Source organism: Enterobacter sp. 200527-13 (assembly GCF_027924865.1).
In the GTDB taxonomy this organism is placed as follows: domain Bacteria; phylum Pseudomonadota; class Gammaproteobacteria; order Enterobacterales; family Enterobacteriaceae; genus Enterobacter; species Enterobacter ludwigii.
The window spans coordinates 1810968-1825728 of record NZ_BSCM01000001.1; the positions used below are offsets into that span (position 1 = coordinate 1810968).

Sequence of the window (14761 nt, forward strand, 5' to 3'; positions counted from 1 at the left end):
TCGCTCATATTCCCCCTGTCCTCCTCCGAAATTCTTGTCAGGGCACAATCCTGCAGATTATCGATACCGAGCCATTCGCTAAATGCGACGGAATAGGCAATTGAGTCGATATCATCATCGAATCGATACAATTCTTCTTTCATCGTTCACAACTCCATTTGTAAAACATCTGTTTTGCGAGGAATATATAGCGTCAGGGCTCACAGACGAGAGCCCGTACTGACTGATTCGTTTTAATTACGAGACGGTGCCAGACTCAGACTATGGGTATATAAATATCAAATACGACCTTATCTTCGGAGCAGGAATGGAACGTCATTAAATGGGTTTCATTACGCAGCCTGAATTGATGATATGACATTACCCACAAATAGTTCTTTTTGCTGAGCTTACCGTAGGCGCTCCAGCTACCGTCATACCGCATAACGGCATATTTACCGGAAAAATGATATTCCTGTTTTTGGTGCGACGTATTATCCGGTGACAGATAATCAATTATGACTTCAGCCATGTTTTCCCGGCTTTTATCCAGGCCTTCTGGACGCCGTCCCCTGATGGCGATTTCTTTTACCTCCCCACGATGATCAAGCAAAAGTTTTCTCAGTCTTTTGGTCACATCCTGTATCGCAGGATTAAAAATATGATCATATTCCGTCAGGGTATCGTTATAGGAAAACGTCCGCGCCAGCCGACAAATCTTCACGTCACGTTTACGGAGCCCTTCTAATAACAGTGAAGGATGGTAACGCTGGAAGTCCCATATTTCATCGCTTCGATATTGAGACGGTGTTTTCCCGGTCAATTTCTTAAACGCGCGGGCAAAACCCTGTCCACTATGATACTGAAAAATGTGAGCGATTTCGGTGACCGGCAGAGACGTCATCCTTAATAAAGACGCGGCATAGCTCATTCGTCTCCTGAGCATATACTCACCCAGCGACTGGTGGTATTGGTGTTTAAACCAGATTTCGAGCGTCCTTCTGCTGTAACCCGTTTTTACGACCAGCCGATCGATATGCTCCAGAGATAAAATATTATCTTCAACCCAGTCTATAACGTGTTTGTTAATGATTTCTTTCATGTTTTGACTCTAACTGGATTGTAATACGTAAAATCCACTGAACGGATCATTTTGCGCAAAAACGCCCGCCTCTGGTTGGATGAGGCGAACCGGTCGCGCAGTGATATAATGGACGGATGCCTGTGAAACAGCGTGATAACGCGTTCGCTCACCCCCTTCCATGACATACGTCACGGGCTTTGAGCGAGAAATAGCGTGACACAAGGGGCACTGAGTGGGATATAATTTCGAGCTAATTTCGAATGACTTTGAAATGTTGCCTGTAATGCTATGATTTACAAGGCAAAAAATAAGCAATGAATATAAGGATTAAATCTATGGGTTTTCTTTCCGGTAAGCGCATTCTGGTAACTGGCGTTGCCAGCAAACTGTCCATCGCATACGGCATCGCACAGGCTATGCATCGCGAAGGCGCTGAGCTGGCGTTCACCTACCAGAACGACAAGCTGAAAGGCCGTGTAGAAGAGTTTGCCGCGCAGCTGGGTTCCAGCCTTGTTCTGGAATGCGACGTTGCACAAGACGAAAGCATCGATGGCATGTTTGCTGAACTGGCAAAAGCATGGCCGAAATTCGACGGTTTCGTTCACTCCATCGGCTTCGCTCCTGGCGATCAGCTGGACGGCGACTACGTGAACGCGGTAACCCGTGATGGCTTCAAAATCGCTCACGACATCAGCTCCTACAGCTTCGTGGCAATGGCTAAATCTTGCCGTGCGATGCTGAACCCCGGCGCAGCTCTGCTGACCCTGTCCTATCTGGGCGCAGAACGTGCTATCCCTAACTACAACGTTATGGGTCTGGCTAAAGCGTCTCTGGAAGCAAACGTCCGCTACATGGCGAACGCGATGGGTCCAGAAGGTGTGCGTGTGAACGCTATCTCTGCGGGTCCAATCCGTACCCTGGCAGCTTCCGGTATCAAAGATTTCCGTAAAATGCTGGCGCACTGCGAAGCGGTTACTCCGATTCGTCGTACCGTTACCATTGAAGATGTGGGTAACTCTGCAGCGTTCCTGTGCTCTGACCTTTCCGCGGGTATCTCCGGCGAAGTGGTTCACGTTGACGGCGGCTTCAACATCGCTGCAATGAACGAGCTGGAAATTAAATAAGCTGTGACTCTCTTCCCTCACGGGAAGAGAGTTTTCCTTCCTCCGCCCGACCCCTTCGTTATTCCGTTCAGCTATTTGTTATCACCTAACAATATTTTTCCCCACATCTGCCTTACGCCAGGATATTGATCGCCATTTTGAGATCAAGGAACGCCCATGGAACAACGCCGTTTTTCCGGCAAAGGCCACTGGTACCACGAAACCCAGTCAAACCACGCGCAGACGGATGTTCTGCCTCTGGTGCCCGAAGCCGCTAACGTCGACGATCGTTTTTTGCTCGATTTAGCCCTGCCTGACGAGATTGTCGCCGCCTGTACTGGCTGGCTCACCCCTGCCAGAACCTTATGCCACCTGTTGTTTCCGCTCTCAATCTCCGTTAACCGGCTGCATACGCTCAGCGCCTACGACAGATTGAGTACTGCATTAACGGTCGCGCAGGCCTGTGGCGTCCAACGGTTGTGTAACCACTATGCCGCCCTCCTCGCCCCGCTTCCCGGCCCTGACTCCTCACGCGAAAGTAACCGCCGCCTGGCACAAATCACCCAGTACGCCCGTCAGCTCGCCAGCTCACCTGATGTCATCGATGATAAAGCACAGCAGCAGCTTGATGAGGTGGGCCTGACAACCTACGACATGGTGCTTATTAATCAGATTATCGGCTTTATCGGTTTTCAGGCACGCGTGGTGGCCGTCTTTCAGGCCCTGCTGGGGCATCCTGTACGCTGGCTGCCCGGCCATCATATTCAGCCGCACACGCTGCCAGCTGCTCCTGAGTCCTGGGTGGCGCTTTTACCTGTCGTTGAACTGCGTTATGCCAGCGCGCATCAGCTTGAATCGCTTTCCCGCTGGCAGGCCGAACCCGCCCTTGAAGCGCTGACGCCGGTACTCAGCCATGAGCCCATCCTGCTCGACCTGACGGGTGAGATCCTGGTAAACAGCCATGATGATATTTCTCTTGATTCGCCGGCGCTTTCGGCGGCAATCGACTTGTTGACGCGTTCTCCGGACCGCTTCAGTGCCGCACAGTTCACCCCGCTCACTGAACAAGGACTGCCTGCGGTACGGGCGATAAAACTGCTCACCCGGAGCGCGATGGATGGCTGGCTTGAACGCCTGAAAGTCGCGTTTGGCAAAGGGGAATAACCATACTAATTACCCAAAGACCGCTTGCTGTGACAGTGAGAATCGCGTAAAACTGTCAGCCGCTCAATGGCTACGAAAATAGAACATTATGTTTCAGGACAACCCGCTGCTAGCGCAGCTTAAACAGCAACTGCATTCCCAGACGCCGCGTGCAGAAGGGGTCGTAAAAGCCACGGAAAAGGGCTTTGGCTTCCTTGAAGTTGATGCGCAGAAAAGCTACTTCATTCCGCCACCGCAGATGAAGAAAGTGATGCATGGCGACCGCATTACGGCCGTCATTCATACCGAAAAGGAACGTGAGTCCGCCGAGCCGGAAGAACTGATCGAACCGTTCCTGACCCGCTTCGTGGGCAAGGTCCAGCGAAAAGACGATCGTCTTTCTATCGTGCCGGATCATCCCCTGCTGAAAGATGCCATTCCTTGCCGCGCCGCCCGTGGTGTTGAGCATGATTTCAAAGAAGGTGACTGGGCCGTAGCAGAAATGCGCCGTCATCCTCTGAAAGGCGATCGTGGCTTTTATGCTGAACTGACCCAGTTCATCACCTTTGGCGACGACCATTTCGTGCCATGGTGGGTGACGCTTGCACGCCATAATCTTGAGAAAGAAGCGCCAGACGGCGTAGCGACTGAAATGCAGGACGAAGGCCTGACGCGTCGCGACCTCACTGCCCTGGAGTTTGTCACTATCGACAGCGCCAGCACAGAAGATATGGATGATGCGCTGTATGCGGAAGAGAGCGCTGATGGCAAATTGCATTTGACCGTCGCCATTGCCGATCCCACCGCCTGGATCGTTGAAGGCAGCAAGCTGGACGATATGGCAAAAGTCCGATCGTTCACTAACTACCTGCCGGGCTTCAACATCCCCATGTTGCCGCGCGAACTGTCAGATGACCTCTGCTCACTGCGTCCAAATGAAGTGCGTCCGGTCCTTGCCTGCCGCATGACCATCGCCGCCGATGGCGCGATCGAAGACGATATTGAATTTTTTGCCGCAACCATCGAATCGAAAGCCAAGCTGGCCTACGACAATGTTTCCGACTGGCTTGAGAATACCGGCACCTGGAAACCGGAATCAGACGCGATTGCCGCACAGATCCGCCTGCTGCACCGCATTTGTCTGAACCGCGGCGAGTGGCGTAAAACCCATGCGCTGGTCTTTAAAGATCGTCCGGACTATCGCTTTGTGCTGGGTGAGAAAGGCGAAGTGCTGAATATCGTGGCTGAACCGCGTCGCATTGCGAACCGCATTGTTGAAGAAGCGATGATTTCTGCCAACATTTGTGCCGCTCGCGTCCTGCGTGACAAGCTGGGCTTTGGTATTTACAACGTCCACACTGGTTTTGATCCGGCCAATACCGAAGCGCTGGCGGCCCTGCTGAAGAACCACGATGTGCACGTTGACCCTGAAGAAGTGCTGACGCTACAGGGCTTCTGTAAGCTGCGCCGCGAGCTGGATGCACAGCCATCCGGTTTCCTCGACAGCCGTATCCGTCGTTTCCAGTCCTTTGCTGAAATCAGCACCGAGCCGGGTCCACACTTTGGCCTCGGCCTGGAAGCCTACGCGACCTGGACGTCACCTATTCGTAAGTATGGCGACATGGTCAACCACCGTCTGCTGAAGGCGATCATTAAGGGTGAGTCCATTGCGCGTCCGCAAAATGACACCACCCTGCAGATGGCCGAACGACGTCGCCTGAACCGTATGGCGGAACGTGACGTGGGAGACTGGCTGTACGCACGCTACCTGCAGGATAAAGCGGGTACAGATACTCGCTTCGCCGCAGAAATCATTGATATCAGCCGGGGCGGTATGCGCGTTCGCCTGGTGGATAACGGTGCCGTCGCCTTTATCCCTGCCCCGTTCCTGCATGCCGTCCGTGACGAACTGGTCTGCAGCCAGGAGAATGGTACCGTGCAAATCAAAGGTGAAACAGTTTACAAAGTCACAGACGTGATTGACGTAAACATCGCTGAAGTTCGCATGGAAACCCGCAGCGTTATCGCGCGACCGGTCGCCTGATAACCGCTTAAATTGTCGGCCGTTTCCCTTCGGGAAGCGCCGACAATTTTTCTTTTGAACCCCCGCCGCAAAATCATTATTTTTTCGTACTATTTTCAGCGCCTTCCCGCCCAAAATTGCCATAATTATCTACAGTAAAAGAGTGCCGTTATATTCGGTTACGTGAATTTTTATACAATAAATATCCTTTTTCGCCAGACGCGTTTTTTATAAGAAAACCGGGAAAAAACACGACGTTCATTTTGGGGTTGCCGCTGTTTCACAACGGAAAAGTCGACGGCAAATGAATGATTTGTGCGCTAATGAGCAGCTGCGGGAGAAAACATGATGGGCGATCTGGAGCAGAATTTGCTGTTTCGTTACATGGGTACGCATAGCCCCTGGTGGCGAATGACAGCTGACAGCAATGCTCTGCACCTTGCCGCCAGCGAAAATGCCGATGTGACTGAGGTGGTGGCGCTGGATGATGAACAAGCCGAACTTATCCGCCAGTTAACCGTCATTACCTCCAGCATCTCCATGACGCTCTCGTTGTACGGCGAAGATGTCCCGGTTCATCTTGTGGGGCGCAAAATAACCCGTAATGAATGGGCCGGCACCGCGTCAGCGTGGAACGATACGCCCTCCGTGGCTCGTGACCTGGCTCAGGGCCTCTCTTTTGCTGAACAGGTTGTCTCTGAAGCCAACTCCGTCATCGTTATTCTCGATCATAACGGCAATATTCAGCGTTTTAACCGGCTGAGTGAAGAATATACCGGTCTGAAAGAACAAGAAGTTATTGGCCAGAACGTGTTCAAGCTGTTTATGAGCCGGAGCGAAGCGGCAGCTTCAAAGCGCAATATCACCGGTTTTTTTCGCAACGGCAGCTCCTACGAGGTCGAACGCTGGATCAAAACGCGTAAAGGGCAACGGCTGTTTTTGTTCAGAAACAAGTTTGTTCATAGCGGCAGCGGCAAAAATGAAATTTTCCTTATCTGTTCCGGCACCGACATTACCGAGGAGCGCCGCGCCCAGGAGCGTCTGCGCGTGCTGGCCAATACCGACACCATTACCGGTTTACCAAACCGTAATGCGATCCACGAACTGATTTCTGATGCCATCGCCAGCCGCGGTGAAACGCAGGTAGGCGTGGTGTATCTCGACCTGGACAACTTTAAAAAGGTCAACGATGCCTACGGCCATATGTTTGGTGACCAGCTATTGCAGGCTGTCGCTCTGGCCATTCTGAGCTGTCTGGATGACGGTCAGGTGCTGGCGCGACTTGGCGGTGATGAGTTTATTGTCATGGCCACAGATACCTCTCAGGGCTCTCTGGAAGCCATGGCGTCGCGGATCTTAACCCGTCTGCGCCAGCCGTTCAGAATTGGCCTGATAGAAATTTACACCGGTTGCTCGCTCGGTATCGCTCTCGCCCCCCAGCACGGTAACGACAGGGAAAGCGTCATCCGTAATGCCGATACCGCCATGTACACGGCGAAAGAGAATGGCCGGGGCAAGTTCTGCGTCTTCTCACCTGAGATGAACCAGCGCGTATTTGAATATCTCTGGCTGGATACCAACCTGCGTAAAGCGCTGGATAACGATCAGCTTCTGATTCACTACCAGCCTAAAATTACCTGGCGGGGTGAAATCCGAAGTCTGGAAGCGCTGGTGCGCTGGCAGTCGCCGGAGCGCGGTTTGATCCCTCCGCTGGAGTTTATCTCTTATGCCGAGGAGTCGGGATTGATTGTCCCGCTGGGCCGCTGGGTGATGCTTGATGTGGTGCGCCAGGTGGCTAAATGGCGCGATAAGGGGATTAACCTGCGCGTGGCGGTCAACGTCTCCGCACGTCAGCTGGCCGACCAGACCATTTTCAGCGATTTAAAGCAGGCGCTGAAGGATCTGGATTTTGAATACTGCCCCATCGACGTTGAACTCACGGAAAGCTGCCTTATCGAAAACGAAGAGCTGGCGCTCTCTGTGATCCAGCAGTTCAGCAAACTTGGCGCGCAAATTCATCTTGATGATTTCGGCACCGGCTACTCGTCTCTGTCGCAGCTGGCGCGGTTCCCTATCGACGCCATTAAACTCGATCAATCCTTCGTCAGGGATATACATAAACAATCGATCTCCCAGTCTCTGGTGCGGGCCATCGTCGCGGTGGCACAGGCCTTAAACCTGCAGGTCATCGCTGAAGGGGTCGAGAGCGCGAAAGAAGACGCCTTTCTGACCAAGAACGGCGTCAACGAACGGCAGGGCTTTCTCTTCGCTAAGCCGATGCCCGCTGCCGCATTCGAGCGATGGCTAAAGCGATATCAGTCGCGAAAACAACGTTAACTGGCTTTGCGTAATGCCCCATGATGGCGGTTTTGCAGCATCACCAGACGCTCCATATAGGCGATATCTTTTGGCTCGAGGCAGAACGCCGCATCAACCCAGTCTTCCGTGATATCCATCAGTTCACTGCGCGGCAGTTGCAGTACCCGGGTTCGGGCGCGCAACATCGCCCTTACCCCGTTCAGCTTCGGTCGCAGCGTGTCGATGAAGGTTCTGACGGAGACGTAGCTCTGCCCGGGCTCAAACAGCACATCGACCAATCCATGTTGTTCGTACCATTCTGCCGTATGCGACTCCCCCTTGTAGATGAGTTCTTCCGCCAGTTTCATCCCTGCCCGACGTGCGACCAGCGAATATGCCCCCATGCCCGGGAACAGGTTGAAGGCAATTTCCGGGAAGCCCAGACGGGCATCGCGCTGAGAGAGAACAAAATGGTGTGCCAGCGCAGCCTCAAACCCACCGCCTAGCGCGCTGCCTTCAACCATTGCCAGAGAGACCGCGCCCGTATCAAACCCCCGCGACGCTGCGTGCACACAGTCGACGCAGGCACGTGCATACGCGCGTAACGCTTCACGCCGTCCATTTTGAATGCACTCTACGAAGAACTGTAAATCGCCTCCCGCATTATACATTTCAGGAACCAGTGACCCGGTTACCCAAAAATCGACCAGATATCCGGACTGGCGAACCAGCCAGGAGAGGTTCATGATCTCCTCAATTAACGCATGATTAAAACAAGGACGAGGTTGCGCCCGCAGCATCATCCAGATGGTGTGCCGCTCTTCCTCGTAGTAGGCTGACAACTGTGTGAAACGTTCAGTATCGGTAAACAGGGTGCAGGTAGGCTGGTTGATAACTGTCATAGTCTAATTCCTCACAGAAAAAGCGCCTTGCGCGCAGTTTTAGACTAATCCACTCATTAAGCCCGCAGCATGTGGGGGAATAAATTTATCACTTTCATTAATGTGATTTAGTTATTGCATTTTTTCCCTTCTCTTTTGATCCCATTTTCTGCATCATTGAAAATATTACCTTTTCGCACCTGGGGTGAGATTATGTCTACTATTGATGCACAAGCTGTAGCACAACGTATTGATACCGTGCTGGATATCCTGGTGGCAGGCGATTATCACTCGGCGATCCGTAATCTGGAGATCCTGAAGTCTGAACTTCTTGCTCAAAAGGGTGCTGAAAACGCACCTGAGAACGGACAGCCAAAAGCGCCGTGGGAAGTTTGATCCTGCTGTTTCCGAACCTGTTTCGCTTTATTAATTGGATGCTATGAATTCCCGACAACAAATCATTTTGCAGATGGTCATTGACCTGGGACGCGTCAGCGTAGTCGATCTCGCTAAAACCACCGGCGTTTCAGAAGTCACCATCCGCCAGGATCTTAACCTGCTGGAGAAACAGAGCTACCTGCGTCGTGCGCATGGATATGCGGTCCCGCTCGATAGCGAGGACGTTGAGACGCGCATGATGAACAACTACGCCCTGAAGCGTGAGCTGGCGGAGTTTGCCGCGTCTTTAGTTAACAATGGCGAGACGGTGTTTATCGAAAACGGCAGTAGCAATGCCTTACTGGCGCGCACGCTTGCCGAACAGAAAGACGTTACTATCATCACGGTCAGTAGCTATATCGCGCACCTGCTCAAAGAGACCCGCTGCGAGGTGATCCTGCTGGGCGGCATTTACCAGAAAAAAAGCGAAAGCATGGTTGGCCCCCTGACCCGCCAGTATGTTCAGCAGGTCCATTTCAGTAAGGCCTTTATTGGTATTGATGGCTGGCAGCCAGAAACGGGCTTCACCGGCCGCGATATGATGCGTTCTGATGTGGTGAATGCGGTGCTGGAAAAAGAGTGTGAGGCCATTGTGCTGACTGATAGCTCAAAATTTGGCGCCGTTCACCCTTATACCATGGGGCCAGTCTCTCGCTTTAGCCGCGTAATTACCGACGAACGTTTGAGCGATGAGCATCGTATTAAACTGGAAGATGACGGTCTTATCGTCAATATTATTAAAAAGTCGCCCTGAGTCCTTTAAGCGCCCGAATGTCGGGCGCCTATGTCCCTACTGTCTGAGATGATTCCTAACCCTCCTTTAAGAGTTTTTACCTGTTTAACCCGCCTTAAAGTCGTAAAATTAATGTTAGCGATATAACAGGAAGTGACTATCACCTGCGTGATTACGTAACGCCTGCGCGACCAGCTTTCACGGAAAACAGTTTTTAAGTATTCAATTCGTCTATACTTAAAGCGTAGCTCTTTCCGTGAATCGATAATTCAGGAGAAAGTATTATGACCTTAACCAGCAAAAAATTAGCCGCCGCTGTTCTGGCAATCACTGTAGCAATGTCCCTGAGCGCTTGCTCTAACTGGTCTAAACGTGACCGCAACACCGCAATTGGTGCCGGTGCTGGTGCTCTGGGCGGTGCGGTATTAACAGATGGTAGTACGCTGGGTACATTAGGTGGCGCTGCTGTCGGTGGTATTATCGGTCACCAGGTCGGCAAATAATTATTAAATAAGCCTCCACCGGTACTGCGATATTAGAACGCATTTCAGGTCTGACTTACGCACGTAAAAAAAAGAGCCACGGCAAATGCCGTGGCTCATCTATTTTAGCCGCCCGCCAGTTTCACTTTCATGCCTTTGGCTTCGAGCAGGGATTTAATTAAATCACGTTTATCGCCCTGGATTTCGATAATGCCGTCTTTCACTGCACCACCGCAGCCACATTTCTTTTTCAGATCGGCGGCCAGCTTAACCAGTTCCGCGTCGTCAAGATCAATGCCGGAGATAAGGCATACGCCCTTACCTTTGCGTCCACTGGTTTGACGCTGGATACGAACAATACCGTCCCCCTTCGGGCGCTCGGCTTTCGCTTTTGGTTCGTCTATACGCCCACTTTCTGTTGAGTAGACCAGACGACTGTTTGAATCAGTCATTATGCCCCCTTTTTCAGTGATGCGTTGATCGCCTTGAGCGTCTCTGACGGGTTAGCAGACTGCGTCACAGGACGCCCAATGACCATATAGTCTACCCCTGCCGCCAGCGCCTGTTCAGGCGTCATAATGCGACGCTGATCGCCGGCCTCGCTGCCGGCCGGGCGGATACCTGGGGTAACGAGTTTGAAAGCCTGACCTAGTTCTGATTTGAAACGCACGGCTTCCTGCGCGGAACAGACGACACCATCAAGCCCGCAATTTTGCGTCAGGCGCGCGAGACGCTCTGCATGCTCAGCAGGTGACAACGTCACGCCGAGTTCGCGTAAATCACTCTCATCCATACTGGTCAGTACGGTTACGGCAATCAGCAACGGTGCGTCGCTGCCGAACGGCAGGAGCGCTTCGCGGGCCGCGGTCATCATTCTTGCCCCACCCGATGCATGCACATTGACCATCCATACCCCCAGTTCTGCAGCAGCAGCCACGGCGTGCGCGGTAGTATTCGGGATATCGTGGAATTTAAGGTCGAGGAAAACGTCAAAACCGCGCTGTTGCAGGTCGCGTACGATTTGCGGTCCAAACAGCGTGAACATCTCTTTGCCAACTTTCAGACGGCAGTCGCGAGGGTCTATACCCTCGACAAAGGCCAGTGCCGCGTCACGTTTATTGTAATCAAGCGCAACAACAACAGGAGAATCAGTAATTACGCGGGAAGCGGAGGAAGTAACAGACGTCATGACCAGCCCTTTTCGTCTATGGGCGCGCAGCGGCGCGGAACAGATAAACGGCGAGCATTCTACCTGCCAGCGCTGCAAATTGACAGGATCGATTTGCTCTCCTGGCTGGCCGGCAAACCGCACGGACTCGATGGGTTCTGAAAACCCATCAGTATGTTGTAACTAAAATAGAGCGTTTTTAAAAATTACTGCCCATCAAGGCCACGGATTGGCTTGATGGTGGACCATGCCCGGCATGAAGGACAGTGCCAGTACAGTGTATACGCCGTAAACCCACACTTCTGGCAACGATAGCGCGGTTTGCTTCGTACCTGCTCGCCTACCATGTCGCGCAGTACCATCAGGCTCTCTTTGGCGCGCCCTTCCTCTGCATCGTTGAGGTGGTAGTCCATCAGCTTATGGAATACCCGCATGGTCGGATGACGCTGCAGCTGACGCGTAATATAGACCTGCGCGGTATCACTGCCCTCATACTGCTCAACCACGTCCGAGAGCATCAGTTCGGCAGTCGCGCCGGTGTTCTCTTCCACGCAACGACGCAGGAACGTCACCCATTCATCCTGCTTATCCAGTTGTTGATAGCAGGTTTGCAGCATGTCGAGCGTTTCACTGACAAGCTCTTTATCCTGGTCAATAACCCGCAACAGGCTCTCTACAGCTTTGGCATAGTCGCCATTTGCCATAAATACCCGCCCCATCATAATGGAGATACGTGCGCTGTTACGGTCAGCGGCGGCACCCTTTTTAAGCAACGCCATGGCTTTGTCCATGTCGTCGTTGCCCATTTGCTGAAGGGCCAGTTCACAGTAGAAGTGGGCTATCTCAACTCGCTGCTTATCTTTGCCCAGCTTCACCAGACGCTCGGCCGTATCAATGGCTTTCTGCCAGTCACTGGTGGCCTGATAAATCTGCAGCAGCTGCTGCAAGGCGCTGACGCGGAAATCCGTTTCATCTACCAGCTGCGAGAACATGTCTTCTGCACGGTCGTACAGCCCCGCCGCCATGTAATCACGGCCCAGCTGTTGTACCGCCAGCAGGCGTTGATCGTAGGTCAACGAGGCGCTTTCCATAAGGGTCTGGTGAATACGAATGGCGCGGTCAACCTCGCCACGCGAGCGGAACAGGTTTCCCAGGGTGAGATGCGCTTCAACGGTGCCCGTATCCTCTTTGAGCATATCGAGGAACAGGTCTACTGCTTTGTCCTGTTGATTGCTCAGGAGGAAGTTCACCCCAGCAACGTAGTCGCGGGAGAGTCGGTTAGCCTCATCCTGTTTTGTTTGTTGCGCACTTCTGCGGCCCATATACCAGCCATAGGCTGCGGCTACAGGCAAAAGCAGAAACAACAACTCCAGCATAGTCGATTATTCCTTGACGACCGGCACACCAGAGCTTTCCGGAATGTCGGACGCAGGCGCAATTTGATGTTCGAGTCGTTTAATTTTACGTTCAGCGCGCGCAAGTGAAACACGAACTTTCAACCAGAAAAGACCGCATACCAGCCAGCCAATCGCAAAGCCCGCGGCGAATAAAACCGCCAGAAGGCTCGATACACGATACTCGCCCTGCGCCAGCAGATAGTTAAACGTCACCTGTTGATCGTTTTGTGCACCCAATGTGACTGAAATGACAAAAATCGCCAATACCAGTAAGAAAATGAGTAAATATTTCACATTACTTCCCGTTATGTGGTTCAAGCGAATAAAGTGTGTTCAACTCACCGCAATCAGCCTTATAAACTACCATTTTAGTGGCGGGCGCGAAACGGAAAAAGTGACGCGCCAGTCATGGATTTATGGGCAAAACGCGGAATATCAACCGTCAGGCGTCGCTTTGGTCCCTTTCGGCGATCTCTTCTTCCTCGACAGGCGGTGGCGTTAACGGACCGCAGATGCGTTCAGCAAGCCATGTTGCCAGCGTCACAAGCAGCCATGAGATCAGCGTAGCCACCACCAAATCCCGCGGCCAGTGCATCCCCAGCAGCAAACGACTGCCCATCACCCCTGTGGCCCAGACCAGTAAAATCGCGATCGTGACAGTACGTCGCCGTGGCCAAAGCAGCCCTACTCCCAGTAACGCCCAACTGGCGGCAAACATGGTATGGCCGGAAGGAAAAGCAAACCCGGTCTCTTTTTGCCAGTGTTTACGTAAGAACTTCGGGATATCCTGCTGTTCCGCAAGCTGTTCTTTGACCAGCGCACCACGATCTTTACGTTTTAAATTGTAGAACTCATCCACCGGAACTTGATGCGCTTTTTCCAGCCAGACGACAAAAGGACGCGGCTCCTGGACATGATCTTTAACCCAGGACTTCACGCCCTGCCCGATGAGGATCGCCCCACCGAGTATCGCAAAGAGCATCAGCGCCGCACGCAGACGAAAGCGCAAACACCACAGAAACCAGGCGCAAAGGATCACATGCGTGATAATTCCCCACGGCTGGGTGACCGTCTCCGTTATCCAGTATAATGTTTTCAGCCATGTGGCGTTCTGACCCGGCTGCCACATCCAGCCCGAGACCCATACGGCCAGCGGCATAATAAGTAGAATGGCCGCACCTGCTGCCGTACGTCTGGCGATTGAAAGCATGTCTTCTCCTTTTTCGCTAAGCACCACAATCATAACTGAAATTCATCTGTTGGGTGGATATGTCGGATCGTGCGTTTAACGTCCATATAGCATGGCGCCCATTAGGCGAACGTGCTGAGCTTGTGGCAAAATGAACAGATACAGAAAGCCAAACAGGCGAAAGGCACGAAACGTGTCAGCCTACTCTGGAGAATCACATGCAGCTTAAACGTGTGGCAGAAGCCAAACTGCCAACCCCATGGGGCGATTTCCTGATGGTGGGATTTGAAGAACTGGCAACCGGACAGGATCATGTCGCGCTGGTGTTCGGTGACATTTCAGGACAGACGCCGGTACTCTCTCGCGTACATTCGGAGTGTCTGACTGGCGATGCCTTGTTCAGCCTGCGCTGTGATTGCGGTTTCCAGCTTGAAGCAGCTCTTTCTCACATCGCTGAAGAAGGTCGTGGGGTGCTGCTTTATCACCGTCAGGAAGGTCGTAATATTGGCCTGCTGAATAAAATCCGCGCCTACGCGCTGCAGGATCAGGGATACGATACGGTTGAAGCGAACCACCAGCTCGGGTTTGCCGCCGATGAGCGCGACTTTACCCTGTGCGCCGATATGTTCAAGCTTCTTGGGGTTGATGAGGTCCGTCTGCTAACCAATAACCCGAAAAAGGTGGAAATCCTGACCGAAGCGGGGATCAATATCGTCGAACGTGTTCCGCTGATTGTCGGCCGTAACCCGAAAAATGCCCACTATCTTGATACCAAAGCCGCCAAAATGGGTCACCTCCTGAGCGAGTGATCGCGAGATGCCCGGCATCGCCATCGCGAGCCGG

The 14761-nt window shown here is 52.6% G+C and carries 15 protein-coding genes; 8 read left to right on the forward strand and 7 right to left on the reverse strand.

Annotation, left to right across the window (positions count from 1 at the left end):
• Window positions 1-256 precede the first annotated feature (256 nt).
• Window positions 257-1081: a helix-turn-helix transcriptional regulator gene (locus tag QMG44_RS08700; RefSeq protein WP_086532448.1), complete on the reverse strand. Its 825-nt coding sequence runs from the start codon at window positions 1079-1081 to the stop codon at window positions 257-259.
• Window positions 1082-1398: 317 nt separating this feature from the next.
• On the opposite strand from QMG44_RS08700, the gene fabI reads away from it, so the two are divergent.
• The 4 genes from fabI (at window position 1399) to pdeR (ending at window position 7669) form a co-directional block, all read left to right on the forward strand.
• Window positions 1399-2187, forward strand: coding sequence for an enoyl-ACP reductase FabI (fabI, locus tag QMG44_RS08705; protein WP_020882447.1), 789 nt, complete (start codon window positions 1399-1401; stop codon window positions 2185-2187).
• A gap of 156 nt (window positions 2188-2343) precedes the next feature.
• On the forward strand, window positions 2344-3330 hold the full coding sequence (locus tag QMG44_RS08710) for a CMD domain-containing protein (RefSeq protein WP_014170359.1): 987 nt from the start codon (window positions 2344-2346) through the stop codon (window positions 3328-3330).
• 88 nt (window positions 3331-3418) lie between these two features.
• Window positions 3419-5353, forward strand: a complete 1935-nt coding sequence (locus QMG44_RS08715) for an exoribonuclease II (protein ID WP_020882446.1) — start codon at window positions 3419-3421, stop codon at window positions 5351-5353.
• Window positions 5354-5677: 324 nt separating this feature from the next.
• Complete coding sequence (gene pdeR, locus QMG44_RS08720; RefSeq protein WP_086532447.1) at window positions 5678-7669, forward strand: cyclic di-GMP phosphodiesterase; 1992 nt, start codon at window positions 5678-5680, stop codon at window positions 7667-7669.
• Here the strand turns inward: pdeR and QMG44_RS08725 are convergent.
• Entirely contained in the window at window positions 7666-8532 is an 867-nt protein-coding gene (locus tag QMG44_RS08725; protein WP_014170362.1) for a crotonase/enoyl-CoA hydratase family protein, read from the reverse strand. The genes pdeR and QMG44_RS08725 overlap by 4 nt on opposite strands.
• 192 nt (window positions 8533-8724) lie before the next feature.
• On the opposite strand from QMG44_RS08725, the gene QMG44_RS08730 reads away from it, so the two are divergent.
• The 3 genes from QMG44_RS08730 to osmB all read left to right on the forward strand — a co-directional run bounded on the left by QMG44_RS08730 (window position 8725) and on the right by osmB (window position 10185).
• The gene (locus QMG44_RS08730; protein ID WP_025204000.1) at window positions 8725-8907 is read left to right on the forward strand and encodes a hypothetical protein; all 183 of its coding nucleotides are present in this window, start codon (window positions 8725-8727) and stop codon (window positions 8905-8907) included.
• A 43-nt stretch (window positions 8908-8950) separates the two neighbouring features.
• The gene (locus QMG44_RS08735; RefSeq protein WP_086532446.1) at window positions 8951-9703 is read left to right on the forward strand and encodes a DNA-binding transcriptional regulator YciT; all 753 of its coding nucleotides are present in this window, start codon (window positions 8951-8953) and stop codon (window positions 9701-9703) included.
• A gap of 263 nt (window positions 9704-9966) precedes the next feature.
• Window positions 9967-10185 (forward strand): osmotically-inducible lipoprotein OsmB, encoded by a 219-nt coding sequence (gene osmB, locus QMG44_RS08740; protein ID WP_008501216.1) that lies wholly within the window; start codon window positions 9967-9969, stop codon window positions 10183-10185.
• Window positions 10186-10289: 104 nt separating this feature from the next.
• Here osmB and yciH read toward each other — a convergent pair whose 3' ends face one another.
• The 5 genes from yciH to pgpB all read right to left on the reverse strand — a co-directional run bounded on the left by yciH (window position 10290) and on the right by pgpB (window position 13939).
• On the reverse strand, window positions 10290-10616 hold the full coding sequence (gene yciH / locus QMG44_RS08745; RefSeq protein WP_014170365.1) for a stress response translation initiation inhibitor YciH: 327 nt from the start codon (window positions 10614-10616) through the stop codon (window positions 10290-10292).
• The gene (gene pyrF, locus QMG44_RS08750) at window positions 10616-11353 is read right to left on the reverse strand and encodes an orotidine-5'-phosphate decarboxylase (RefSeq protein ID WP_086532926.1); all 738 of its coding nucleotides are present in this window, start codon (window positions 11351-11353) and stop codon (window positions 10616-10618) included. Before pyrF ends, yciH begins: the two co-directional genes overlap by 1 nt.
• Before the next feature lie 185 nt (window positions 11354-11538).
• Window positions 11539-12708 (reverse strand): lipopolysaccharide assembly protein LapB, encoded by a 1170-nt coding sequence (gene lapB, locus QMG44_RS08755; RefSeq protein ID WP_086532445.1) that lies wholly within the window; start codon window positions 12706-12708, stop codon window positions 11539-11541.
• A 6-nt stretch (window positions 12709-12714) separates the two neighbouring features.
• The gene (locus tag QMG44_RS08760) at window positions 12715-13023 is read right to left on the reverse strand and encodes a LapA family protein (protein WP_013096374.1); all 309 of its coding nucleotides are present in this window, start codon (window positions 13021-13023) and stop codon (window positions 12715-12717) included.
• Between the two features lie 148 nt (window positions 13024-13171).
• Complete coding sequence (gene pgpB, locus QMG44_RS08765; protein WP_040019035.1) at window positions 13172-13939, reverse strand: phosphatidylglycerophosphatase B; 768 nt, start codon at window positions 13937-13939, stop codon at window positions 13172-13174.
• Between the two features lie 197 nt (window positions 13940-14136).
• Between pgpB and ribA the strand changes: the two genes are divergently transcribed.
• Complete coding sequence (gene ribA / locus QMG44_RS08770) at window positions 14137-14727, forward strand: GTP cyclohydrolase II (RefSeq protein ID WP_003856813.1); 591 nt, start codon at window positions 14137-14139, stop codon at window positions 14725-14727.
• Window positions 14728-14761: the final 34 nt, after the last annotated feature.